The following is a 23,933-nucleotide window of genomic DNA, read 5'->3' as shown; positions in this document are numbered from 1 at the left end:
GAGCCGGGGCCACGTCTCGCCGAGGGCGTTCGCGTGGTCGCCCCGGTGGAACGGGTCACGGTTGCACGGGGCTCCGTCGTACTGCCCGGGGCGAGGGGCGCCGCATATGGGCTTCCTGGTGGCAGCGAGGGTCATCACACACCCGCCACGGCGAGACGCTGCGCACCCGGGTACGTGTAGCCCGGATCGGGCTTCCCCTCGGCGACCGCCCGCAGGGCCTCGCGCCGCTCGTACTGACGCTGCATCTCGTCAAGCTCGGCCCGCCATGCGGCGGGGTCGATGTAGGGGCGGACCAGCGGCCCCCACACCAGTTCTTCGCCCGGCTGCTCCGTGTCGTCCTGTTCGACTGCTACCGGGGCGGCGGGCTCCGGCTCGGTGTCGGGGGTGATCAGTGCGAGGGCTCGCCGGCGAAGCGGGGTGAGGGGCGAGGGCTTCCCCCTGCGTCCGACTCCGGGGGCGAGGAACAGCCGCAGTGCGGCGAACAGGTCCGCGATAAGCTCGCGCATGTCGATTCAGCTCCCAAATAGCTGGTCGATGCTGTTGACCCCCGGTGGCCCGGCCAGGCCGCTGGGGGTTCTTTCGTTGACGACGGTACTCAACCTGTCCATACCTGTCCATGGCCATCCCTGGCTATGCCTGGTAGGCCCCTACGGCTACGGTCGGGGGGTGTTCGAGTTCAGCCCAACCCGCTCAAAGTGGGAACAGATCGCCGAGACCGTCGCGGAGCGGGTCAAGTCCGGTGAGCTTCGCCCGGACGACAAGCTGTCCGAGGTTGAGTTGACCGAGGAATTCGGCGTAGACCGAAAGACGGTCCGGAAGGCGGTTGCCGCGCTTCGGGCTGACCGTCTGGTGGTCACCCGGACCGGCATGGGCAGCTTCGTGACCCACCCGAGCGAGCGCGGAGAGCAGTAGGCCCCGCCTGCCGGAGTTCACCAGCGGGACGGGGCCTCAAGGGTGCCTGTTAGGGACGGGGAGGGATGACGAATCCGCGCGTCGGGCCGCCCGTACCGGGCCTGTCCATGGCCGCTTCTCGCGCTTCCTCGGTGATGTCCCGCCGGCTGACCGGGTCGGTGCTGTCGTAGACCCGCCATTCCCCGTCGGGGTTGTGCGGGTCTTCCGGAACAGCGGCCGCCCGAACGCCCCGACGTCGAAGCGCACTTGCCGCCCGCTCGGCTTCGTCCTCGCTCATGTCCCGCCCTTTCTCTGTTGGGGTGGGGTCAGGTTAGCGGCCTCACATGCCCCGGCTCGGGCCCTGACTGCTACCCCCGCCGCCCCCACCACCGCCACCACCGCCGTTGCAGTGGGAGGCACACCCGCCGGGGTTGATGGGGCCGCACCCACCGGGCACGGGCGTGTGGGAGCAGTTCGCCGCCACCGACACCAGCGCCCGGGTGGGCCCGGTCCACAACTCGTAGTCGGGCCGGTATCCGGTCTCCTCGATCAGGGCGACCGTCCGGGTAACGGCGGCCTCGTTGTGGCGCGTCGGGTCGGGGCGCTCGGGGTAGTGGTGAACGAACCTGCCCAGCCGCTCGCACAGTTCGGCGTACGGGCGGGTGTGCAGGATGAGCGCGTGCCAGCCCTCGTCCACGACGTTGGTCGGGGTGATGCTCACGGTGGGGAACGTGGCTGCGGCGGCCACGAACTTGAGCGCGTCGGTGACGATTCGCTCCGCCATCTCGACGGCCATACCGGGGTTGTTGTCGCAGACGGTGTACACCACCGCGTCGAAGGTCTGCCCCGTGATCAACTCGCGGGGGTCGAGCGGCAACAGGCCGGGCCCGGTGTCGCCCGGCGGTCGCTCGGTCGGTGTGCTCATACTGGTGTCTCCTCGCATCGTTGCGGCCCGGCACCGGTTGGTATCCGGGGCGTGCGGTGTTGCGGAGCCCGCTCCGGTCGGCTGCCTGCCAGGGATGACGGCCGGAGCGGGAGTCTTGAGTCAGTGCGGCCGGGCCAGCGCGAGCAGCGTCACTGCGAGCAGCACCACGGCCGCCACCGACACCCCATAGGCGGATCGCCGGCTGACCGGCTTCCCCCGCGCGTGGCGGTATTCGTCCTGGTCAGCGCCGATCATGACGGTTCCACCTCGGGGATCATCAGCCACGGCACTTCGGCGACGTGCGCGAAGCTGCGGTGGTCCTGGTGCTCTCGCAGGTGCTCGAACGGCCAGCGCTGTGCCTCCTGGAAGTCCTCGACCACCGGACCTTCTACGCCGCACGGCTTGCCGTACTCGTCCTCGCCGAGGCACCGGAACATGTGCCGGGTCGGGGGCGCATCGGGCGCACTGTCGTGGGTGATGGTCCAGTTCAGGAACCGGTACCGCTTGCGAACGGCCATAGATGCGCCTCTCCTCGTTGTCCGGAGCCCACGCGGGCCGCCCCTGCGCCCACCACGGAACAGGCGGGGGCAGCCCGGTCCGGGCCCGACGTGCACCCGCCGAGAAGGCGCCCACACCGAACACCGGGGCCGCATACGGGTCCATCACGCGGCCTTCGCAGTGCAGTTGACGCACGTGCAAGGCGGCCAGCCATTCGCGGGGTGCCTGCCGACTCGGGCACTCGTTTCGGGGTCGTACTCGTCCAGAGGGTTGCCCGCTGCAAGCCGCTTGAGCTGCTCGGCCTTGTACTCCTCGTAGGTCTTTGCCACGGCTGGCCACCTCTGGTCCTGCGTCGCTCCGTTTGCTGACCCCGAGATAGTGTCCTGTCCGACCTGGCCGTTGCGACGACGGGAAGGCGTCTCTCAGGTGTCCTGACAAGGCGTCATTTTGGTGTCGTTGGGCGACGCTTGGACGTACCTTGGACTCATGACGACGCCGAACGAGACTCTGCGGGCCGTGCGCCTTCGCCTGCGCCTGAGCCAAGACGAGTTTGCGAAGCGCCTGCGTGCGGTGGGAACGGAGCAAGGGGAGCCCAACGAGGCGAGCAAGCGCCTTGTTCAGCGCTGGGAATCCGGGGAGGTACGGGCACCTCGACCGGTGTACGTTCGTGCCCTTGAGGCTGTCACGAAGCTTTCCGTTGACCGCCTCGGCTTCGAGTCAGCGCAGCTACCGTCCGGGGTAACCGTGGATGGCACAGGAGGACACGATATGGCCAGCGGCGAGCCGGGAGTCCCGGTGCAGGCGGCGCCAGCGCCGATAGGCGAGGACTATTCCGGGGTGTGGCTGAGCCGGTACGAGTTCTACAGCAGCAGCCGGGACGGGACGTTCACCGGCCTCCATCACGTCGTGCTGACGCAGCACGGAAACCGAATCACTGGGCGATCGCTGCCCGGCGCATCGTCCAACCCGGACTCGCCAGTCTCGTTCGATCTGACCGCAGATCGGAACATCGTGACTGGAACGTGGGTCGAGCAAACCGCACAGGATGGCTACTACCAAGGCGCGAGATATCACGGGGCAATTCAGCTTCTGGTTGATCCCACTGGGCGGCGGATGGCCGGGAAATGGGTTGGCTTCGGCAAGGAATTTGACGTGAATACCGGCCCCTGGGAGCTTCGTCTGTTGGAGAAGTCGACAGCCGACGAAGTCCTTGCGCAGTACGGCTCTCCCCCCACGGAGTAGCGGAAAACGCAGAACGGCCCCGTGCCCACCGCCGCAGCGCAGGGAAGGCACGGGGCCGTTCTGATCTACCGGCAACTCAGCCAGCGAGTACGTTCATGAGACGCGCCGCGGCCTTGCCGCCGAACAACGCGATACCGCAATAGAACTCGATGCGAGTCCGGTAGACGGGCTTGTCGTGAGCCTCACCCAGATCCGTCACCTGGATTCCGCCGTTGGTCAGCCCGGTAACTCCGGCGTCCGCCTCGGAGGTGCCGAAGCGCACGGCGTAGATGTCGCCTGTGTCCTTGCCCCCGGTCCCGCTGGTCAGCGGGAGTACGTCCGTGCCGTCGAGCTTCTGGCCCGGGTCAAGCATGGGGATGCCGTTCCACATGGTCGTCTCCTTGCCGAGAATTTCGGCGGTCAGCAGCTCGGCGCCGCCCAACCGGCGGAAGCCGGACCGGATCTTCGCGATGATCGCGGCGTTCATGTACAGGGCGCCGTTCTGGCCGGTGAGCCCGCGCACCTGGGCGGTCAGCGCGTCGAGCGCGTCGAAGAACTCGTAACCGTTGGCGACCGGGCCAACTCCCTTGGCGTCGATGACCTGTCGACTAATCAGGCGTTTCCGAAGGCCGTCGAATCCGAGGGGGTTCACCGCCGTGTCGCCGTTGAAGAACTGGTCCGAGAAGTGGACGGATGCAGCCTTGACCTTGAGGGTCGCGTGTCCGGGGCGACGTCCGGTCGCGTGGGGATCACCGGCGGCTGAACCGCCCACCCGCACCAGGTGCCGGCGGCCGGGCGGGAGCGGCGCTGGCCGCGCCCGCCCGGCCGTCCGGGGGCTCTCAGCCCGCCAGCAGGGCCGGCAGCTCGGCGACGGACGCCAGCACGTGGGTGGCGCCGTCGGCCCGCAGCCGCTCCTCGCCGTGGGCGCCCGTCAGCACACCGGCGACCACTGCGGCGCCGGCCCGGGTGCCGGTCAGCATGTCGTAGCCGGTGTCCCCGGCGACGGCGACCTGCCGGACGGAGTCGGTGGCCGTCCGCAGCAGGGCGGTGAGGGCGAGGTCCGGGTACGGGCGGCCGCGGCCGGCCTCGGCCGGGCAGAGCGTGAGGTCGGCGATCGACTCCCAGCCGAGCGCGGCGAGGATGCGGTCCTGGGTGGACCGGGAGAAGCCGGTGGTCAGGACCACCTTGCGGCCCCGGCCGCGGAGTTCGGCGATCGCCTCGGCCGCACCCGGCAGGGCGGCGCAGTGACCGGCGTCGACCAGGTCGTGGTACGCGGCCTCGAAGGCCGCGTTGGCCGTCCGGGCCTTCTCCTCCTCGCCGAACAGGTGCCGGAAGACGGAGATCTTGGACTCGCCCATGGTGGCGCGCACGTGGTCCAGCATGCGCGCGTGCTCGGGGCTGCCGGCCTCGACGCCGAGCCGGCCGGCGGCGGCCTGGAAGGCCTGCTCGACCAGGCCGTCGTCGGCGACGGTGGTGCCGGCCATGTCGAGTACGACCAAGCGGATGTCAAGCGACATGTGCGGTGTTCCTTACAGGTTGGCGAGGTCGGCGGTGGTCTCGGCGATGGCCGGCGAGCAGGTCATGCCCCGGCCGCCCGGGCCGGTGACCAGCCAGACGCCGTCACGCACGCGCTCGCGGTGGACGACCCGGGTGGTGTCGAGGCACTGCGCGTACACGCCGGCCCAGCGGCGACGGATCCGTGGCAGCGGGCGGCCGAGCAGTTCCTCGGCCACGCCGACCAGGTGGTCGTACGGGTCCTCGACCACGTCGAAGCCGAACGGCTGGTCGTACTCGTGGGTGTCGCCGATCGTCAGTGCGCCGTCACGGCGCTGGACCATGAGCAGCTGCATCCGGTGCTCGGCGGCGACCGGCGGCTGCGGCTGGGCCGCCCGGAGCCGCTCCAGCGCGCTGCCGGCGAAGGCGGGGTAGTAGCGGAAGCTGTCGCCGTCGGCGACCGAGGTGGTGAGGTCCTCGCCCAGCGGGTCGGTCTGCATCATCTGCAGCCGCACCTTGCGGACGGGCAGGGCGGGCGCCAGCTCGCGGACCAGGCCGCCCAGCCAGGCACCGGTGCAGAGGACGACCAGGTCGCCGGTGTGGACGTCGCCGTGGTCGTCCCGGACGGCGTTCTCGCCGATCACGTCGCGGACCTCGCGCCCGGGCAGGAAGGTGTAGCGGCCGCTGGCCTCCAGTGCGGCCCGCAGCGCGGGCTGGGCGGTGCGCGGCTCGACGGCGGCGTCCCGTCCGCACCGCAGGGCGCCGAGCAGTTCGCCGCGCAGGGCCGGGTTGGCGGCGCGGGTCTCGTCGGCGTCGAGCAGCTCGTAGCCGCGCGCGGCGGCGTCCGGCAGCGTCAGCGCCTGTTCGGCGACGGCGAGTTCGGCCTCGGTGCGGATCGCGGTGAGCGAGCCGTTGGCCCGGAAGCCGAGGTCGGGCACCCGTGCGCCGATCCGCTCCCAGAGCTCGCGGGCACGCAGCGCGGTGTCCAGCTCCTCGCCCGCGGCGCGGCCGCTGACCCAGACCAGACCGAAGTTGCGCACGGAGGCACCGCGCGCCTGCGCCTCGCGCTCCAGGTGGACGACCTCGTGGCCGCGCTCGACGGCCTGCCAGGCGTGCATGGTGCCGAGCACGCCTGCTCCTACGACGATGACTCTCATGCGGCCAGGCTGATGCGGCGAGGTGGACGGGGGGAGGCCGAAGCCGGTCCCGGAGGTGAACCGGTCGAAAAGTTGTACAGACAACCCGAGCGAACGGCCGGCCGGCACCGGTGGTCAGCGGACGACGCTGGCCCGCAGGTAGTTGCGCCGGCCGAAGGCGGGCTCGTCCACCACCGTCAGCTCCTCCACCTGGAAGCGGTAGAGCGCCGCCGCACCCGCGTTGGCCAGGTACTGCCGGCGCACCTCCGGGTCCTGCCCGAAGGACGGGAATCGCCCCTGGTACGCCGCGAAGGCCGCCTCCGCCTGCCGCCCCCACGCCTCGCCCGCGCTCCCGGTCAGCTGTATCCCGCGCAGCTGCTCGCCGAAGACCGGCGGCGGCAGGAAGACGGTGGCCGCCGCCCGGGCCTCCTCGGCGAGGTGGTGGCTGTGCCGGGTGGCGCGCTCGCTGACGAAGTACAGGACGAGGTCGTCGTCGTACGCGAAGAAGGCCAGGTTGGCGTGCGGGCCGTGTTCGTGCCCGGCGGTGGCGAGGGTGAGCACCATGGCCTCGGCCAGCAGGCCCTCCACGCCCTTGCGCAGCTCCCCCTCCGGCCACTCCCCCTGCGTGATGTCGAGTCGGTACGGCAATGGGCACATCCCTCCGCTGGCACGGCCGGGCGCCGTCGCGCCCCACGCACGACTGAGCCGGGCGGACGCCCCGGTTCCCCGGGGGCCTCACGCCCGGCTCACATGCTCTCCCCGCCGCCCCGGCCACACAAGGGCCTTACGCCATGGCCCGACCGGCAGGGGCCGGGCCACGCGAAGCGGAGGCCCTAACGCCGCTGCGGCTCCAACGGGACGCCGCCCGGGGCGGGCGCGGCGGCACCGGCGCCGAGGAACGGCCGCAGCGCCCCGCCGCGCGCCCGGTCGACCAGCGGTGCGGCCCGCCCGGCGGCCAGGGCCGTCGGGACGGCCACCAGCACGCCGACCAGTGCACCGACCAGGACGTCGTGCGGGTAGTGCACGCCGACCCAGACCCGGGACGCGCCCATCAGTACGGCGGCGACGGCGGCGATCGCGCCCAGCCGCCGGTTCGCGCTCCAGAGCGCCGCCGCGGCGGCGAAGGCGATCACCGTGTGGTTGCTCGGGAAGGACCAGTCACCCGTGGCCGGGCAGGCCTCCAGCGTGCTCCGCACCCCCAGCTGGGCGCAGGGACGGACCTCCTCCACCACGCCCTTGAACACCGAGTTGACGGCGTAGGCCGCGACCACGATCAACGGCGAGGCCAGCACCCGGGCCATCACGGCCGGTCCGGCGCCGCGCGCCCGCCACCAGGCCACGGCCATCAGCACGGCGAACAGCCCGAGGCCGAGCGCGGACCAGATCCGGACCAGCTCGTCCAGCCAGTACGGCGCGGCGTCCGCCCACCCGACCACCCGGTGGTAGAGGCCGCCGTCGATGCCGCTGCCGTCGTACACGGCCAGGGCGCGGGCCGGCACCGCCGCGGGCACCACCGGAACCGTCACCGGGGGTCACCGCCCCCACGACGGGACTTCCGGGCGCGGAACACTTCGAGAACAATGGGAATCACGGAGACAAGTACTACCAGACCGACGATCGGCAGCAGGTAGCGGTCGATATCCGACACGGACGAGCCGAGGGCGTACCCGGCCAGCACCAGGCCGATCACCCAGACCGAACCGCCGGCCACCTGCCAGAAGGTGAACGGGCGCACCGGCACCTCCAGCACGCCGCAGAGCGGGTTCAGCACGGTGCGGACCACCGGGATGAACCGGGCGAGCACGATCGCCTTGCCCGGTCCGTACCTGGCCAGCAGCCCCTCCGCCCGCCGCACCCCCTCCTCCAGGCTCCTCCGCCCGCTGCGGCGCAGCAGCGCCCGCCCGCCCCGCCGGCCGATCAGGTAGCCCACCTGGGCGCCGGCCAGCGCGCCGGCCAGCGCCGCCGGGATCACCTGGTACAGCTCCAGTTGCGGCCCTTCGGTCGCACGCGGGACGCAGAGCAGCCCGGCGGTGAAGAGCAGCGAGTCACCGGGCAGGAAGAAGCCGACCAGCAGGCCGGTCTCGGCGAAGAGCACCACGGCGATGCCGAGCGCGCCGAACGCGGTGAGCAGCGAGGAGGCGTCCAACGGATTCACCGCGAGGGCGGCGACGGCCGGACCGGCGGGCGAGGGGAGCAAGGGCGGCGGACCTCCGTGCGTTGACGGGCGGCACGGCGGCGCACGCCCTCGACCGCCTCCGGGGCGGCGGACGATCCACTCGAATCTAGACGATCCGGGCGCCGTCACCGCGGGTCCGCCGCCGCGGCGCGGGGGTGGTCGTCCGGGCCTTACGGAACCGGCGGCCCGCCATTCCGCCTTGGCATGTCCACTCTCATGGGCTCGCCCGTGCCGACTTGGCAGACCCCACCCGCAGGACCGGGCGCCCCCCGTACGCTTTCGTCAGCGCGTCGGCCCCGGCGCGCCCTCGGACGGCGGCGAGGAGCGAACCGAGTGCGGCAGACCGGACGGCAGACCCGACGACCCGAGCGCCGATCCCCGCAGTCGGCGGCGGAACTGGCCAAGGTCCACGACCGCACCCTCGCCGAAGCCGCCGCCCGCGACCTCGCCCGGGAGGGCGCGCCGCCGCCCGACGGCGACCGGCCGTTCCTGCAGCCCCGCCCCGAGATCGGCGACTCCTGGGCCCGCCTGCGCCGCCTCGGCCTCGACCCGGACGCCGGCGCCGCCGCCGTCCACCTGGGCCCCGCCGAGGTCGAGCAGCGCCGCCGGGCCAGCGGCCTCGACCCGCTGCTGCCGGTGCTGCGCGACACGCTGCTCGACCCGGCCGGCAGCGCCCCGCTGCTCCTCGCCATCGCCGACGCCGAGGGCCACGTGCTGTGGCAGGAGGGCGAACGGGGGCTGCGGCGCAGCGCCGACCGGATCGGCTTCCTCACCGGAGCCCGCTGGGTCGAGGAGGCCGTCGGCACCAACGGCATCGCCGCGGCCCTGCGCGCCCGGCGGCCGATGCAGGTCCACTCGGCCGAGCACTACCTGCGCAGCCACCACTCCTGGACCTGCGTCGCCGCCCCGGTGCACGATCCGGGCACCGGCCGGCTGGTCGGCGCGATCAACCTCAGCGGCCCGGCCCACACCTTCCAGCCCTACCTGCTGCAGCTCACCGCCACCGCCGCCCGGCTCGCCGAGACCGAGCTGCGCGCCCGCCGCCTGGAGTCGCTGCACCAGCTGCGCACGCTGGCCGCCCCGCTGCTGGCCCGGGTGAACGGCCCGGCGCTGGTGGTGGACGCCGCGGGCTGGACGGCCGCCGCGGCCGGGCTGCCGCCGCCCACCCGGCTGCGCCTGCCCTCCGAGGGCTGGAACCCGGCCACCGTGCACTGGCTGCCCAGCCTGGGCGAGTGCGCCATCGAGCCGCTGGCCGACGGCTGGCTGATCCGCCCGGTCCACCGGCCGGGGAGCGGCCGTCCGGACGACGCCGGGGCGGCCGTCGCCGAGCAGGCCCAGGGCGCCCGGCTCCGCGTCGACCTGCGCCGCCCGGACCGCCCCGAACTGTCGGTGCACGGCGTGGCCGGCAGCTGGTCGCACGCGCTGAGCCCGCGCCACGCCGAACTGCTCCTGCTGCTCGCCGTCGAGCGCGACGGGCTCAGCGCGGCCCAGCTCGCCGACGCGCTCTTCGGCGACCCGGGGCGGACGGTGACGGTGCGGGCCGAACTGTCCCGGCTGCGGCGCCACCTCGGCGGCCTCCTGGCCCACCGGCCCTACCGGTTCGCCGACTCGGTGCTGGTCACCGTGCTGGGGCCGGAGGATCCGTACGACCTGCTGCCGGCCTCCTCGGCCCCGGCCGTGCGCCGGCTGCGGGCCGGTCTGGCCGCCGGGACGGTCCGGCTCCCGGGTGTGGACGGCGCCCCGCCACCGGCCGCGGCGGTCCCGCCGGGCGCCGCGGCGGTCCCGGCGCCGCGCGGCCCCGGGGACGCCGGGGCCGTGCCGACCCGCCGTCAGCCGCCGGCGAGCAGCGCGGACAGCTGGGCGTCGGTCGGGCCGAAGGCCTGCTCGGCCTCCTCGGAGACCAGCGCGTAGGTCCGGTCCAGCCAGGCCCGCACCCGGGGCTTGGAGACCTCCAACAGGGCGCTGCCGTGGGGCGATTCCAGCGCCAGGTGCAACGTCGAGCCGTGGCACGGGCAGTACGCCGGCCACAGCTTGACGTCGCCCTGGCCGCTCAGGGAGCGCAGTCCGTCGCGCAGCAGGTCGCGCGAGAACACCCAGTCGGCCTCGTCCGGCCGGCCGAAGTGGAACGTCAGCAGCACCTCGTAGGGGCGCTCGGCGTCGAACCGGAACCGGGTGCGGACCTCGCCGACGACCTCCTCGCCCAGCGATATCCGCAGCGTGAGCACCTCCTCCACCGCCGCCGGAGCGGCGGTGGAGCCTGCCTCATCGCCGCCCGTGGGGGTGGCGGCGAGAGGGGCACTGGAGGGTGCGGGCAGCGGGTCGGGCGGCATGACGGTCTCTCCGGGACGGCGTGGGATGCCCTCAGACTGCGCTACCCGGCGCCGAACCGGCAAGGGTTGCAAGGGGGTTGCAACCACCCCCGGCACCCGGCCGCGGAGACCCGGCGCCGCTTGTCGGACGGACCGTCAACTTCCGCTACCCGAAAGGACTCCGAGGACCGGATCGATTCCGGCCGAGGGCTGGCCGCCCGCCCGGCCCCCGCTGGTACGCTCGTCCCCCTGCCGACGCGGGCCCGCGCGCGTCCACCGGCGCGCCCGCGTGCGCGCCCGAGGACCGTCGCGGCCGGATCCAGGGGCGGCCGGGGCACACCCGGCGCTCGCGGCGGTGATGCGGGACCGACGGCGTCGCATGGGAGAATGCGGCGACCGCAACGGCGACTTCGGGGGACTTCGGGGAGGGGAGGGGTCCGGTGGCTGTGCGCGAGGACACCGGGCAGGGGGCGCCGTACGGCTACGAGCGGCAGCGCGAGCGCCGCGGCCGGCACGGTCGGCCGAAGCCGTTCGGCGGCCGGCTCCGGCTGCCCACCCTGCGCTTCTCCGGAGCCGCGATGGCGATGTCCACCGTGGTCGGCATCAGCATCGCCACCACCTTCCTGCTCAACGAGCAGCAGGGCGTCGGCCGCCGCGCCGGGGTGTCCCGGGTCGGCTCGACGCCGCCGCCCACGCCCGACACCGGCGACGCGACGGAGGACACCTCCGCCGCCGCACCGCGCGACAGGACCGCGCCGCCGCCCGGCCGCCCCGGGGTCCGTCCGGCGGAGCAGTCCTCGCCCAGCGCCGCCGTGGCACACCCGCCGGCCTCCGGCGGTCCCGCGCCGCAGCCCTCGGCCCCGGCCACGTCCCTGCCGCTCGCCGAGGGCGGCCGTGCCGCCCGGGGCGAGGCGGGCCGGGCCGAAGCCGGCCGGGGGTCCGGCGCGCCGGCCGAGGTGCTCGGGGGCGTCCCCGACGGCCGCGCGACCGCGACCGGCGGTACGGCCGCGCCGGGCGAGCCGACCACCGGTCCGGCGGCCGCGAGCCCGTCGGGGACCCCCTCGGCCTCGCCGTCCGCCGCGCACCCCGGCTCCCCGCAGCCGGCCGAGCAGCAGCCGGTCTCCCCGCGGCCGCTCCTCCCGGGCACCGGCGCGCCCGGGCCGCAGCTCCCCGAGGTCCTCACCACCGGGTCGGGCCGGGACGGCCGGCCAGCCGACGGCGCGCCCGGCCCCGCCGAGGGCACCGGCAGCCCCGACGGTCCCACCGACGGTCCCACCGACGACGACGCCGCCGACCTGGCGCTCACCGGCACCGCCGTCGTCCAGCCGCTCGGCCGCGACGGCAGCCACCACCTGCTCACCCTCACCGTCACCGAGCCGGTCACCGCGCTGCAGGCCGAGTTCCGCCTCTCCCCCGGCGAGCTGGCGCCCGGCAGCGGAACCGCGTGGACCGACCTCCCGGGCGCCGTGGCCACCGTCCAGCAGGAGCGCGGCACGCTGGTCTACCGGTTCACCACCCTGCCCGGCACCGACGTCCGGCCCGGGCGGTACGGCTTCGGGGTCCGGGGCGTCCGCCCGCTGCCCGCCGCCGAGCCCCTGCCGACCACCGCGCCGCTTCCCGCCACCACCGTCCCGGGGCGCCCCGGCACCGGCATCGTCGGCACCGGCATGGTCGGCACCGGCGTCGCCGGCCACAGCGGCGCCGTCGGCCCGACCGGCACCGTCGGCCCGGGCTCCACGAGCCGCCCCCGGGCAGGGGCCCCCACCGGCCCGAGCGCCCCCTCCGGCGCGGCCGTACCGACCGGGGCACCGCGCACGGCCGCCCCGAAGGCCCCCGCGGTCGAGAGCTGGAACGCCGCCGCCTTCGCCATCGACCACCCGCGGGCCGTCGCCGCACTCGGCACCTTCACCGCCGCGGCACGCTGACCGTCCGCCCGACAGCCCGACAGGTCACCGGCCCGCGCGGGCTCTTCCGCGCAGGCCCGTTCGTTACTGTGGGTACCACTCGGCACGGCGCCCCTGAGGCGGGATCGATGCCGTGCCACCGCATCCGAGGAGGAGTTCGTGTCCACGGTCCTGACCCAAGGCGGCAACGCCCCGCTGACCGCCGCGCGGGTGACCGTCGAGGTCACCGCGCCCAAGGCGCTGGACGTCTCCGGCCTGCTGCTGACCGACTCCGGTAAGGTCCGCTCGGACGCCGATTTCGTCTTCTACAACGCCCCCGTCGGCCCCGGCGTCACCCACCGCCCGGCCTCCGCCGGCACCCCGGACGCCATCACCATCGACACCGCCGCCGTCCCGGCCGGCATCACCAAGATCGTGGTGACCGCCAGCCCCGACGAGGCGGGCGCCACCTTCGCCGGGATGGAGCCGACCGCCACCGTCCGCGACGCCGACTCCGGCCAGGTCCTGGTGACCTTCACCCCGCCGCCGCTGAGCCGCGAGACCGCGCTGATCGTGGTCGAGGTCTACCAGCGCAACGGCGCCTGGAAGGTGCGCGCGGTCGGCCAGGGCTACGCCGACGGGCTGGCGGGCATCGCCACCGACTTCGGCGTCAGCGTCGACGACGCGCCCGCCCCCGCGACCGCCGCCCCGGTGGCGCCGCCGGTCGCCGCACCCGTCGCGCCCCCGGTCGCGCCGCCGGCCCCGCCCGTGGCCCCGCAGGCACCCCCGGCCCCGCCCGCCGCGCCGGTCGACCCGCGCGTCGCGATGGCCGCCGGCGGCCCGGTGCCGCCCGCCCCGCCGGCCGAGCCCGCCCCCTCCTTGACCAAGGTCACCCTGGACAAGGGCCGGGTCAGCCTCACCAAGGGCGGCTCGGTCTCGCTGGAGAAGAACGGCAAGCCCTTCCTCTCCTCGGTCCGGATGGGCCTCGGCTGGGAGCCCGCCGGCCGCGGCCGCAACATCGACCTGGACGCCTCCTGCATCGCCTTCGACGCCCAGCGCCAGAAGCTGGACACCGCCTGGTTCATGAAGCTGGGCATCTTCAACGGCGCCATCGCCCACTCCGGCGACAACCTCACCGGCGAGGGCGGCGGTGACGACGAGTCGATCACCGTCCACCTGAACGGCCTGCCGCCCGAGGTCTGCGGGCTGGTCTTCGTGGTGAACTCCTTCTCCGGCCAGAAGTTCACCGAGGTCAAGAACGCCTACTGCCGCCTGGTGGACGCCGGTTCGGGCCAGGAGCTGGTCCGCTTCGACCTCACCTCCTCCGAGCCGCGCACCGGCGTGGTGATGTGCAAGCTGGTCCGCCAGTACTCGGGCGAGTGGGTGATGACCGCGATCGGCGAGTACGTCGACGCCAAGACCGCCCGCGCCATGGTCCAGCCCGCCGCGTCGATGCTCTGACGCACCGTCGGTGGTGCCCGGGCACCGGCCCGGGCACCACGGTAAACCCGTGGCACCCGATCGACCCCGCTGTCATCATGTCCGCATGCTGATCAGGGAAGCCACCGCCGCGGACTGGCCCGCCATCTGGCCGTTCTTCCGCACCATCGTCGCCGCCGGCGAGACCTTCACCTTCCCGCTCGACCTCGACGTCGAGCAGGGCCGGGGCTGGTGGCTGCTCGACGCCCCGAACCGCACGGTGGTCGCCGTCGACGAGGCGACCGGCGCGGTGCTCGGCAGCGCGAAGATGAACCGCAACCACCAGGGCAACGGCTCGCACATCGCCAGCGCGAGCTACATGGTCGACCCGGCGCACTCCGGCCGCGGCGTCGGCCGGGCCCTGGCCGAGTACACCCTCGACTGGGCGCGCGAATCCGGTTACCGGGCCATGCAGTTCAACGCGGTGGTCGCCACCAACGAGCGCGCCGTGCGGCTCTACCGGTCGCTGGGCTTCGACGTCATCGGCACCCTCCCCGAGGGGTTCCGCCACCCCGAGCTGGGCTACGTCGGCCTGCACATCATGCACCGCGCGCTCTGAGCCGGCGCCTGGGGCCGGAGGCGGAATCGGAGCCGCAATCGGAATCGGAGCCGGACCGGTAGCCGACTACTCCTCGATCGCGCCGCCCACCCGCCGCAGATGCTGCCGGAAGCTGTAGGACGGATCGGCGGCGCGCCGCGCCAGGTACTCGTCGAAGGCCGTCTGCCGGCGCAGCGTGTCGCCCGAGCGGATCCGGTCCGCCTGCGCGCGCTCGGTGCGCGCGATCCCGGCCGCCGTCTCCAGCAGCTCGTCCACCCGGTCACCGGGCACGAACAGCACCCCGTCGGCGTCCCCGAACACCGCGTCCCCGGCACTCACCAGGTGCGGCCCGAAGCGCGCGGTGACCAGCGCCTCCGGCTCCCGCTCGTCGAGCCGCAGCGGGCCGAGCGGCAGCGACCCGTAGCTGAACACCGGCAGCCCGATCTCGACCAGCTCCGGGGTGTCCCGGTGCAGGCCCCACACCACGACCCCGGCCACCCCGGCGGCCCGCGCCTCCAGCACCGCGAGGTCGCCGACGCAGGCCTCGTCCGTGCGCCCGTCGTTGTCGATCACCAGCACGTCACCCGGCCCCGCCGCGCCGTACGCCTCCAGGAAGACGTCCACGCTCCCGTAGTGCCGCACCGGCAGCGCCCGCCCGGCGATCCGGCTCCCGGCGGCGACCGGCGCGATCCCGGCCGGCGCGGGGCGCGGCTCCACGCCCAGCCGCACGCAGGCGTCCGCCAGCAGCGGCGTCGACAACTCGGCGAATCTCTTCTGCACGCCAACTCCTCCGGCTCCCGGGCCGGTTGACCGGCCCGTGGCGATCCTATGCCGCCCCCGCCGCCCGGGCGAGCGAGCACGCGCAACGGCCCGCACCCCCCTTCCACAAGGGGTGCGGGCCGTCCGGGTACAGCGGCACTGCGCTCGGGCAGCACCGCCGCCGAGCGGTCCTGCGGGGCGGCGGGTCAGCCGCGGGTGGCCATCGCACGCAGGAAGAAGGTGAGGTTGGCCGGGCGCTCGGCGAGGCGGCGCATGAAGTAGCCGTACCACTCCTGGCCGTAGGGCAGGTACACGCGCATGGTGTTGCCCTCGCCGGCGAGGCGCAGCTGCTCCTCGGGGCGGATGCCGTACAGCATCTGGTACTCGTAGGAGTCGCGCTTGCGACCGTTCCACTGGGCCAGCTGGTCGGCGATCTTGATCATGTGGGGGTCGTGCGAGGCGATCATCGGGTAGCCCTCGCCGGCCATCAGGATCTTCAGCGCCCGGACGTAAGCGAGGTCGACCTCGTGCTTGCCCTGGAAGGCCACCGACTCGGGCTCCTTGTAGGCGCCCTTGCACAGGCGCACGCGGGAGCCGGCGCCGGCGAACTCGCGGCAGTCGGCCTCGGTGCGGCGCAGGTAGGCCTGGAGGACGACGCCCAGCCAGGGGAAGTCGGCCCGCAGCTCGCGCGCGATGGAGAGGGTGGAGTCGGTGGTGGTGTGGTCCTCCATGTCGAGGGTCACCGTGGTGCCGGCGGCGGCGGCCGCCTCGCAGATCCGGCGGGCGTTCTCCAGGGCGATCTTCTCGCCGTCCACCGGCAGGAACTGGCCGACCGCGGACAGCTTCACCGAGACCTCGGCGCCGGCCGCGAGGCCGGTGTCCTTCAGCGCGGCGAGCAGGTGCTCGTACGCCTCTGCGGTGGCCGCGGCCTGGGTGGCGTCCTGGGTGTCCTCGCCGAGGTGGTCCAGGGTGACCTTGCGGCCGGTGGCGACGAGGTCGTCGCAGGCGGTGACCGCGTCGTCGAGCTTCTCGCCGGCGACGAAGCGCTCGACTATGGCGTGGGTCGGCGGGAACTTCTCGACCACGGTGCGGACCTGCGACGAGCGCGAGGCCGCGAGGAGGGCGGAACGGAGCATCGTGACTCCTGGGGCTGGTGCTTCCAAGGGTGGCAGAAGGGCCGGGGCGGCGGCTCGGGGGTGGTCCGCCGCCCCGGCGGGGGGCGCCCGGCTGCGGGGCCGGGCGCCGGTGGGCGGAGGGTCAGCCCATGTGCGGGTAGCGGTAGTCCGTCGGCGGGACGAAGGTCTCCTTCACCGAACGGGTGGAGGTCCAGCGCGCCAGGTTCTGCTTGGCGCCGGCCTTGTCGTTGGTGCCCGAGGCCCGGCCGCCGCCGAACGGCTGCTGGCCGACGACCGCGCCGGTCGGCTTGTCGTTGATGTAGAAGTTGCCGGCCGCGAAGCGCAGCTTGTGCATGGCGTCCTGGGCCGCGGCGCGGTCCTGGGAGATGATCGAGCCGGTCAGGCCGTAGGCCGACACCGACTCCATCTGGGCCAGCATCTCCTCGTACTTCTCGTCCTCGTAGACGTACACGGCGAGGATCGGGCCGAAGTACTCGTCCTTGAAGTACTCGCTCGCCGGGTCCTGGCAGACCAGGACGGTCGGGCGGACGAAGTAGCCCACCGAGTCGTCGTACGTGCCGCCGGCCAGGACCTCGACCTGCGGGTCGGCCTGGGCGCGGTCGATCGCGGCCTTGTTCTTGGCGAAGGCGCGCTCGTCGATGACGGCCGACATGAAGTTGCCCAGGTCGGTGACGTCGCCCATGGTGAGGCCCTCGACCTCGTCGCGGAACGCGTCCTTCAGGCCGGCCCAGATCGAGGCCGGGACGTAGGCGCGGGAGAGCGCCGAGCACTTCTGGCCCTGGAACTCGAAGGCGCCGCGGGTCATCGCGGTCTTCAGCACGGCCGGGTCGGCCGACGGGTGGGCGACCAGGAAGTCCTTGCCGCCGGTCTCGCCGACGATCCGCGGGTAGGTGCGGTAGCCGGCGATGTTGTTGCCGACCTCGCGCCACAGGTGCTGGAACGTGGCGGTGGAGCCGGTGAAGTGGATGCCGGCCAGCGCCGGGTGCTTCAGCGCGACGGCGGAGACGTCCAGGCCGTCGCCGGTGACCATGTTGATGACGCCCTTGGGCAGCCCGGCCTCCTCCAGCAGCTGCATCAGCAGGTGCGCGGAGAACTGCTGGGTCGGGGAGGGCTTCCAGAGCACCACGTTGCCCATCAGCGCCGGCGCGGTCGGCAGGTTGCCGGCGATGGCGGTGAAGTTGAAGGGGGTGATCGCGTAGACGAAGCCCTCCAGCGGGCGGTGGTCGCTGCGGTTCCACACGCCGTCCGAGGAGATCGGCTGCTCCGCCATGATCTGGCGGGCGAAGTGCACGTTGAAGCGCAGGAAGTCGACCAGCTCGCAGGGGGTGTCGATCTCGGCCTGCTGGGCGGTCTTGGACTGGCCGAGCATGGTGGCGGCGGCCAGCGTCTCGCGCCAGGGACCGGCCAGCAGGTCGGCGGCCTTGAGGAAGATCGCGGCGCGGGAGTCGAAGGAGAGCGCCTGCCAGGCCGGAGCAGCGGCCAGGGCAGCGTCGATGGCGTCCTGCGCGTCGGCCTGGGTGGCGTTGCGCAGGGTGCCGAGCCTCGCCGCGTGATTGTGCGGCTGGACGACGTGGATCTCGGTGCCGCCGCCCATCCGGCGCTCACCGTTGATCGTCATGGTCAGCTGGACCGGCTCCTGGCCGCCCAGCTCCTTCAGCTTGGCCTCCAGGCGGGCCCGTTCCGGGCTGCCGGGGGCGTAGCTGTGGACCGGCTCGTTCACCGGCGCGGGGACCTGGGTCACAGCGTCCATAGAGCGCACGCTCTCCTTCGGTTGATGCGGGGGATGCCGACGCGGGTCGCACGTCGGCCACACGACGAACGCTATTCCTGCGCAGGACCCGACTTGATTGGCCGGGCGGCTAAAGTCCCCCGTACGGCGTTGTCCGCTCCGACGAAGGGGGTCACGGGCGGGTCACGGCGCACCCTCGGTCGCCCGGTCCCGTGAGCCTGGAGTGCTCGCCGCCCGCGCCCGCCCCAGCCGCGAACGGCCGCCGAACCTGTCCGCCCGGCTAAAATCGGGCGCACGGCGTTGTCCGAGCGGATGAAGGAGGGCCGGATGACCACCCCCGGACTCCCGCTCCGCCGGCTGCTGATGTCCCTCGGCGAGCCGCTGGTCGAACTCCAGGCCGCCCCGCAGGGGCTGGACGTCCCGGTGCGCGACGTCGCGATCCTCGACCCGGAGGACCCGCCGACCGCCGCGACCGGCGAGCTGGTGCTCGCCATCGGCGCCCGCGGCCGCGCCGCCCTCCCGGCGCTGCGCGCGGCCGGCCGGGCCGGTGCCGCGGCCGTCGCGGTGAAGCTGGACGCGCCGGGCCAGGCCGACGCCCTGCGCGAGGCCGCCACCGAGGCCGGCGTCGCGCTGCTCTCGGTCCGCCGGGAGACGCGGTGGGAGCACCTGGACTCGCTGGCCCGCGCGATCATCGCCGGGCCGGACGCCCCGGACACGGCCGGCGCCCCCGAGCACAACGCCGGCGACCTCTTCTCGCTCGCCCAGACCGTCGCCGTGCTCACCAACGGCATCGTCTCGATCGAGGACACCTCCAGCCGCGTGCTGGCCTACTCCCGCTCCTCGGACTCGGACGAGGTGGACGACCTCCGCCGGCTCTCCATCCTCGGCTGGCAGGGCCCCGAGCCCTACCTCTCCAAGCTCCGCGAGTGGGGCATCTTCCAGCACCTGCGCACCTCCGACGCACCGATCGCGGTCGACCCGCACCCGGAGCTCGGCCTGCGCCGGCGCCTGGCGATCGGCATCCGGGCCGGGGCGCAGCCGCTCGGCACCATCTGGGTGCAGGAGGGCGCGCAGCCGCTGGCCCCGCTCGCCGAACAGGCGCTGGTCGGCGCGGCCCGGGTGGCGGCGGCGCAGCTGGTCCGGCGCCGCCGCGAGCTGTCGGCGGACGTCCGGCTGACCCAGACCCTGCTCACCGGGCTGCTGGAGGGCTCCACCGGCCCGCAGTCGCTCGCCACCCACCTGGGGCTGGACCTGCACCGCCCGGCGACCGTGCTGGCGTACAGCGCCCGGACCACCGAGGCGCTCACCCGCGCCGAGGTGACCGGCCTGATCTCGGTGCACACCGCGGCCCGGCACCGCAGCGCCCTGCTCGCCCCGATCGAGTCCCGGGTGTACGTGCTGCTGCCCGAGCTGCCACCGGGGCTGCCGATGACGACGGTGCGCGGCTGGGCCCAGGACGTGGTCGAGGCCGCGCAGGACCACCTGGGGGTCCCGCTGCGGGCGGCGATCGGTTCGACCGTGGACGGCCTCGCCCGGGTGCCGGACTCGCGGGCCCAGGCGGACCGGATCCTGGACGCGATGGGCCGCGGCGGGGTGGACCTGGAGGTCGCGGCACTGATCGACGTCCAGGCCGAGGTGCTGGTGAGCGAGATGCTGGCGCTGCTCCAGGAGCGCGGCGGCCTGCGCGACCCGCGGCTGACCGCGCTCACCGCGTACGACCGGCGGCACGGCACCCGGCTCGCCGAGTCGGTGCTGGCCTGGCTGGACGCCCTGGGCGAGGTCCGGGTGGCCGCGGACGCCCTGCACATCCACCCCAACACGCTGCGCTACCGGGTCCGCCGGGCGGAGCAGTTGACCGGTATCGACCTGGCCCAGCCGCAGCAGCGGCTGCTGGCCATGCTCCAGCTGCGGCTGCCGCCGGAGGACTGACCACCCAGCGCACCGGGAAGTCCGCCGCCGGGGTCGGAACGCCGGGAGGGGCCCGCCGGAGCGGGCCCCTCCCGTCGGCTGCCGTCAGCCGCCGTCAGCGCTGCGAACTCACTCGCCGTAGCCCTGGCCGCGCTTGTGCTCCTTCAGCCGGTGCCACGGGCCGGTGATGGCCAGCTGGATGCCCGGGGTCTGGATGTTGGCGAACAGGGTCTTGCCGTCGTCCGAGAAGGTGACGCCGGTGAACTCGCTGAACTCCGGCTTCTCGGCGGTGCCGATGTTCAGCTCGTTGCGGGCGATCGGGTAGGTCAGGCCCTCCTCGGTGGCGCCGAACAGGTGCGAGACGCCCTCGCCGTCCTCGGCGATCACGATGCCGCCGTAGGGCGAGACGGTGATGTTGTCCGGGCCGTCGTAGTTGTCGTGGTCGCCCCAGACGTCGGTGTTGACGCCGAGCAGCACCTTCAGGGTGATGGTGCGGCGGACCGGGTTGTAGAACCAGACCTGGCCGTCGTGCTGCAGCGGGCTCTCGGAGCGGGCGAAGCTGGAGACGAAGTAGAAGCCGCCGTCACCCCACCACATGCCCTCGAGCTTGCGGGCGCGGGTGACCTCGCCGTCCTTGAACTGCTTGCGAATGGACACCGTCCTGGCGTCGCGGTCCTGGACCTTGACCCAGTCCACGCCGTAGGTGGTGCCGACCTTGGTGGCGCGCGAGAGGTCGTCGATCAGCTTGCCCTGGGCGTCGAAGACCTTGAAGGCCTCCAGCACACCGGCGTCGGCGGCGAGCTTGCGCAGCTGGTAGCGGCCGTGCTTGAAGCCGGCCGGCGGGGTCCAGCGGAACAGCAGGCCGTTCGGGTTGGAGGCGTCCTCGGTCAGGTAGACCTGGCCGCGCTTCGGGTCGACGACGACGGCCTCGTGCGCGAACCGGCCGAAGGCCTTCACCGGCTGCGGGTCGCGGTTGTAGTCGTCGTCGAACGGGTCGACCTCGAAGATGTAGCCGTGGTCCTTGGTGAAGCCGTTCTTGCCGGCCTTGTCCTCGGTCTCCTCGCCGGAGAGCCAGGTGCCCCAGGGGGTCACGCCGCCGGCGCAGTTGGTGGCGGTGCCGGCGATGCCGACCCACTGCTCGACCTTGCCGTTGGCCTTGGCGTGCACGATGGTGCAGCCGCCGGCCGCGCCCGGGTCGTAGACGTGGCCCTCGGTCAGCGGCACCGGGTGCGGCCAGTTGGCGCGGGCGCCGCTCAGCTCGTGGTTGACGACCAGCAGGTTGCCGCCGTGCTCGTCCTCGAAGGCGGAGGTGCCGTCGTGGTTGCTCGGGGTGAACTCGCCCGTGCGCAGCCTGGTCTGGCCGGCGCGGTTGAGCACCGTGTACTTGAAGCCCTGGGGCAGCGAGAGCAGGCCCTCGGCGTCCTTGACCAGCGGGCCGTAGCCGACCGCCGCGCGCTCGGCGTCGGCGGTCGCAGCGGCCTGCACCTCGCCGCCGGCCGGGGCGGCGATCGCGCCCGGGGCGCTGGCCAGCGCCTCGGCGCTGCCGGCGATCAGGACACCGGCCCCGACGAGGGTGGAACGGTTGACGAAGTCCCGGCGGGACAGCGACATGTCAGTCACTCCTGAGAGGTGGGCCGCCGACCGGGTCGGGCCCGGTGCGTGGCGAGCGAGGTGTCGAGGCTGGTCGTCGACGCCCAGCAGACTCCGCCGCTGCGGTGAACACCCGGTGAATCGGACCCCTCGTCAGGGTGGTCATTTGCCAACCGTATTCGAACCCATGACCCGCCCTTTGCCGTGAGCACCACAGGTCACGCGGCGTCGGCCGGCCGCATCGCCCGGCCCGGCCGACGGCGGGGCCTCACCGCGCGGTGCGCGCCACCCGCCACTGCTCCCAGGCGGCGAGCCAGAGCTGCTCGGCGAGCCGGTGCTCCTCCCAGTGCTCACCCTCGGCGCAGGACCGGTCCCGCCACACCTGCGCCCAGGCCCGCTGGGCCGGCAGGCTCGGCACCTCGCTGGCGAACACGGTGTGGCGGATCACCTCCTCGACGGCGGCCGCCCCGTCCGGGGTGCCGAGTGCCCACGGGACCTGCCGGGCGAACCGCTCCAGGTGGTCGACCATCGCTGTCACCGCCGCCACCGCCTCCGTCCGGGACTCCGAGGCGAGGCGCATCTGCTGGCGCACCGCTGCCTCCCAGCGCAGCGCACCGGCCTCGCCGCGCAGGTCGCGGGGCAGCCGGGGCGTCCGGCCGGCCCGCACCTGCGCCTCGATCGCGGCCGACTCGGCGATGCTGTGCTCGATCACCGCCCGGTGTGCCTCCAGCCCGGTGACCGGCGGGAGCTCGCGCTCCTCCACCGGCACGTACCGGCCGCGGCGCGCGGCGAGCGAGCGGAGCAGCGCCGTGCGGCCCACCAGGTACCGCTCGGTCTCCGCCACCGGTGCCAGTTCGAGGCCCCCGGGACGGACCCCCCGCGCGCAGACGGTGACGGTCAGTCCGCCCACCCGGAGCCGGCCGGCCCAGACCGGCCCGGCACCCGGCTGCGGGCAGACGTCGGGCAGCGGCGCGTCCGCCCGGGCCCAGCGCTCGCGCCGGTCCTCGTGCACCTCGACCGCCTGCGGCTCGCCGTCGACGGTGATCCACTCGCGCAGCTCCCGGACCCTCCCGGGACAGTCGCCCTCGTCCACGCCGAGCTGTTCGTAGACCCGGTCGCGCTCGTCCTCGACCACGTCCTCCAGGTCCGGCAGCGCGCCGAACCGCTCGGCGCCCGGCCGGTAGGTGCGCACGGTCACGTACGGGCCGTCGGCCGAAGTCCAGTCGCCGGACTGGACCTCGACCCAGCAGAGCAGGCCGTCCGAGGTCTCGAACGCGGCCAGCGCGTCGCCGTCCGGGGCCACGCCGCCCGCGACGCCGTACACCGGGAAGTCCGCCGCGGCGAGGGCGCGGCGGGCGAAGTCCTCCTGCTCGGCGCAGCCGTCCTCCCGGCCCCACGGCTCCGCGGGCCGCTCACCGCCGCCCCGGAGGCCGTCCCGCCGGCCACCGCTCTCCCGCTCCCGCTCCCGCGTCATCCCGGGCCGCACCCCCTGTCCTCGCCGTCTGCGTGCCGCCTCCGGACACGATACGTCGCCCGACCTGCCGGGTCACCAGTTCAGGCGCCCCGCCGGACGGATCGGGGGGCGGTTCGCCGGGGCGGACCGGGGCACGGATCCGCCGGGCGCGGCCGTGTCAGGGCCCGGGTTGTCAGTCCGGCTTCCTACGCTGTCGGGCATGACAGCGCACAAGGACTTCCCGGCCCGGATCAGCATCGTCACCCTCGGCGTCGGCGACCTCGACCGCAGCGCCCGCTTCTACGAGGCGCTCGGCTGGAGCCGTTCGTCCGCCTCCAGCCCCGAGATCGTCTGGTTCCGCACCGCCGACTCGGTGCTCGGCCTCTTCCCCCACGACGAGCTGGCCGCCGACGCGGGCGTGCCCGACACCGGCGAGCCGTCCTTCCGGGGCGTCACCCTGGCGGTGAACCTTGAGTCGCCCGACCGGGTGGACGCCGCCCTGCGGACGGCCGTCGAGGCCGGCGCCACGGTGGTCAAGGCGCCGGAGCCCACCAGCTGGGGCGGCTACTCCGGCTACTTCGAGGACCCGGACGGCCACCTCTGGGAGCTGGCCCACAACCCGTTCTTCCCCTTCACCGAGGACGGCTCGCTCGACCTCCCGTGAGCGCGGCCCGCCACGAGCCCGCCCGGCCGGGCCCCGCCCGGCCTGAGCCGGCGCCACGAGCCCGGCCCGCCGTACGCCTTGCCGCCGTGAGCCCCGGCACCCCGCAGGGCCCGAGGGCTCCCGCGGGGGGGGGCGGATCCAGGC

General features: G+C 74.0%; 24 protein-coding genes. 8 read left to right on the top strand and 16 right to left on the bottom strand.

All coding sequences use genetic code 11. The annotated features are described in order from the left end of the window. Positions 1–134: 134 nt before the first annotated feature. Positions 135–506, bottom strand: a complete 372-nt coding sequence (locus MCM47_RS20755; protein ID WP_238863155.1) for a hypothetical protein — start codon at positions 504–506, stop codon at positions 135–137. Between the two features lie 160 nt (positions 507–666). Here MCM47_RS20755 and MCM47_RS20750 point away from each other — a divergent pair, with 160 nt between their 5' ends. Continuing rightward, positions 667–912 carry a winged helix-turn-helix domain-containing protein gene (locus MCM47_RS20750; protein WP_238863154.1) on the top strand — a complete coding sequence of 82 codons (246 nt, stop codon included), beginning with the start codon at positions 667–669 and terminating at the stop codon, positions 910–912. 319 nt (positions 913–1,231) lie between these two features. Here the strand turns inward: MCM47_RS20750 and MCM47_RS20745 are convergent, their stop codons facing one another. From MCM47_RS20745 to MCM47_RS20740, 3 genes are all read right to left on the bottom strand, one after another. Then, positions 1,232–1,816: a hypothetical protein gene (locus MCM47_RS20745; protein WP_238863153.1), complete on the bottom strand. Its 585-nt coding sequence runs from the start codon at positions 1,814–1,816 to the stop codon at positions 1,232–1,234. Between the two features lie 120 nt (positions 1,817–1,936). Further along, positions 1,937–2,071 carry a hypothetical protein gene (locus tag MCM47_RS41805; protein ID WP_255752592.1) on the bottom strand — a complete coding sequence of 45 codons (135 nt, stop codon included), beginning with the start codon at positions 2,069–2,071 and terminating at the stop codon, positions 1,937–1,939. Further along, positions 2,068–2,334: a hypothetical protein gene (locus MCM47_RS20740; protein ID WP_238863152.1), complete on the bottom strand. Its 267-nt coding sequence runs from the start codon at positions 2,332–2,334 to the stop codon at positions 2,068–2,070. The genes MCM47_RS41805 and MCM47_RS20740 overlap by 4 nt, the downstream gene beginning before the upstream one ends. A gap of 466 nt (positions 2,335–2,800) precedes the next feature. Here MCM47_RS20740 and MCM47_RS20735 point away from each other — a divergent pair, with 466 nt between their 5' ends. Next, positions 2,801–3,556: an XRE family transcriptional regulator gene (locus tag MCM47_RS20735; RefSeq protein ID WP_238863151.1), complete on the top strand. Its 756-nt coding sequence runs from the start codon at positions 2,801–2,803 to the stop codon at positions 3,554–3,556. A gap of 76 nt (positions 3,557–3,632) precedes the next feature. On the opposite strand, the gene MCM47_RS20730 is transcribed toward MCM47_RS20735, so the two are convergent. From MCM47_RS20730 to MCM47_RS20705, 6 genes are all read right to left on the bottom strand, one after another. After that, entirely contained in the window at positions 3,633–4,307 is a 675-nt protein-coding gene (locus MCM47_RS20730; RefSeq protein WP_238863150.1) for a major capsid protein, read from the bottom strand. Positions 4,308–4,374: 67 nt separating this feature from the next. After that, positions 4,375–5,052 (bottom strand): phosphonatase-like hydrolase, encoded by a 678-nt coding sequence (locus MCM47_RS20725; RefSeq protein WP_238863149.1) that lies wholly within the window; start codon positions 5,050–5,052, stop codon positions 4,375–4,377. Between the two features lie 12 nt (positions 5,053–5,064). Beyond that, positions 5,065–6,186: a TIGR03364 family FAD-dependent oxidoreductase gene (locus tag MCM47_RS20720; protein WP_238863148.1), complete on the bottom strand. Its 1,122-nt coding sequence runs from the start codon at positions 6,184–6,186 to the stop codon at positions 5,065–5,067. A 114-nt stretch (positions 6,187–6,300) separates the two neighbouring features. Next, positions 6,301–6,813, bottom strand: coding sequence for a pyridoxamine 5'-phosphate oxidase family protein (locus MCM47_RS20715; RefSeq protein WP_238863147.1), 513 nt, complete (start codon positions 6,811–6,813; stop codon positions 6,301–6,303). Positions 6,814–6,998: 185 nt separating this feature from the next. Then, positions 6,999–7,691, bottom strand: a complete 693-nt coding sequence (locus MCM47_RS20710) for a phosphatase PAP2 family protein (RefSeq protein ID WP_238863146.1) — start codon at positions 7,689–7,691, stop codon at positions 6,999–7,001. Further along, positions 7,688–8,362: a DedA family protein gene (locus MCM47_RS20705; protein WP_238863145.1), complete on the bottom strand. Its 675-nt coding sequence runs from the start codon at positions 8,360–8,362 to the stop codon at positions 7,688–7,690. Before MCM47_RS20705 ends, MCM47_RS20710 begins: the two co-directional genes overlap by 4 nt. A 312-nt stretch (positions 8,363–8,674) precedes the next feature. Here MCM47_RS20705 and MCM47_RS20700 point away from each other — a divergent pair, with 312 nt between their 5' ends. After that, positions 8,675–10,252: a GAF domain-containing protein gene (locus MCM47_RS20700; RefSeq protein ID WP_238863144.1), complete on the top strand. Its 1,578-nt coding sequence runs from the start codon at positions 8,675–8,677 to the stop codon at positions 10,250–10,252. On the opposite strand, the gene MCM47_RS20695 is transcribed toward MCM47_RS20700, so the two are convergent. Then, a complete protein-coding gene (locus tag MCM47_RS20695) occupies positions 10,171–10,671 on the bottom strand; it encodes an SsgA family sporulation/cell division regulator (protein ID WP_238863143.1) in 501 nt (166 codons plus the stop codon). The genes MCM47_RS20700 and MCM47_RS20695 overlap by 82 nt on opposite strands. Positions 10,672–11,090: 419 nt before the next feature. On the opposite strand from MCM47_RS20695, the gene MCM47_RS20690 reads away from it, so the two are divergent. From MCM47_RS20690 to MCM47_RS20680, 3 genes are all read left to right on the top strand, one after another. Beyond that, positions 11,091–12,575 carry a hypothetical protein gene (locus MCM47_RS20690; protein WP_238863142.1) on the top strand — a complete coding sequence of 495 codons (1,485 nt, stop codon included), beginning with the start codon at positions 11,091–11,093 and terminating at the stop codon, positions 12,573–12,575. A 150-nt stretch (positions 12,576–12,725) separates the two neighbouring features. After that, a complete protein-coding gene (locus MCM47_RS20685; protein WP_238863424.1) occupies positions 12,726–13,994 on the top strand; it encodes a TerD family protein in 1,269 nt (422 codons plus the stop codon). Between the two features lie 85 nt (positions 13,995–14,079). Next, positions 14,080–14,571: a GNAT family N-acetyltransferase gene (locus MCM47_RS20680; protein WP_238863141.1), complete on the top strand. Its 492-nt coding sequence runs from the start codon at positions 14,080–14,082 to the stop codon at positions 14,569–14,571. Between the two features lie 66 nt (positions 14,572–14,637). On the opposite strand, the gene MCM47_RS20675 is transcribed toward MCM47_RS20680, so the two are convergent. From MCM47_RS20675 to pruA, 3 genes are all read right to left on the bottom strand, one after another. Further along, positions 14,638–15,330 carry an RraA family protein gene (locus tag MCM47_RS20675; protein ID WP_238863140.1) on the bottom strand — a complete coding sequence of 231 codons (693 nt, stop codon included), beginning with the start codon at positions 15,328–15,330 and terminating at the stop codon, positions 14,638–14,640. Between the two features lie 185 nt (positions 15,331–15,515). Then, complete coding sequence (locus tag MCM47_RS20670; RefSeq protein ID WP_238863139.1) at positions 15,516–16,445, bottom strand: proline dehydrogenase family protein; 930 nt, start codon at positions 16,443–16,445, stop codon at positions 15,516–15,518. A 121-nt stretch (positions 16,446–16,566) separates the two neighbouring features. Next, entirely contained in the window at positions 16,567–18,195 is a 1,629-nt protein-coding gene (pruA, locus tag MCM47_RS20665) for an L-glutamate gamma-semialdehyde dehydrogenase (protein WP_238863138.1), read from the bottom strand. Positions 18,196–18,501: 306 nt separating this feature from the next. Here pruA and MCM47_RS20660 point away from each other — a divergent pair, with 306 nt between their 5' ends. Then, complete coding sequence (locus MCM47_RS20660) at positions 18,502–20,103, top strand: CdaR family transcriptional regulator (RefSeq protein WP_238863137.1); 1,602 nt, start codon at positions 18,502–18,504, stop codon at positions 20,101–20,103. 108 nt (positions 20,104–20,211) lie between these two features. On the opposite strand, the gene MCM47_RS20655 is transcribed toward MCM47_RS20660, so the two are convergent. Both MCM47_RS20655 and MCM47_RS20650 read right to left on the bottom strand, forming a co-directional pair. Beyond that, positions 20,212–21,693 carry an alkaline phosphatase PhoX gene (locus tag MCM47_RS20655; protein WP_238863136.1) on the bottom strand — a complete coding sequence of 494 codons (1,482 nt, stop codon included), beginning with the start codon at positions 21,691–21,693 and terminating at the stop codon, positions 20,212–20,214. 247 nt (positions 21,694–21,940) lie between these two features. Continuing rightward, positions 21,941–23,146 (bottom strand): hypothetical protein, encoded by a 1,206-nt coding sequence (locus MCM47_RS20650; protein WP_238863135.1) that lies wholly within the window; start codon positions 23,144–23,146, stop codon positions 21,941–21,943. Positions 23,147–23,345: 199 nt separating this feature from the next. Between MCM47_RS20650 and MCM47_RS20645 the strand changes: the two genes are divergently transcribed. Beyond that, entirely contained in the window at positions 23,346–23,789 is a 444-nt protein-coding gene (locus MCM47_RS20645; protein ID WP_238863134.1) for a VOC family protein, read from the top strand. The last annotated feature ends 144 nt before the right edge of the window (positions 23,790–23,933 follow it).

Origin of the sequence: Kitasatospora sp. A2-31, from assembly GCF_022288725.1 — a bacterium.
Classification (GTDB): domain Bacteria; phylum Actinomycetota; class Actinomycetes; order Streptomycetales; family Streptomycetaceae; genus Kitasatospora.
The sequence above is the reverse complement of the archived record's forward strand: the minus strand, read 5'-3'. Positions and strand labels throughout refer to the sequence as shown.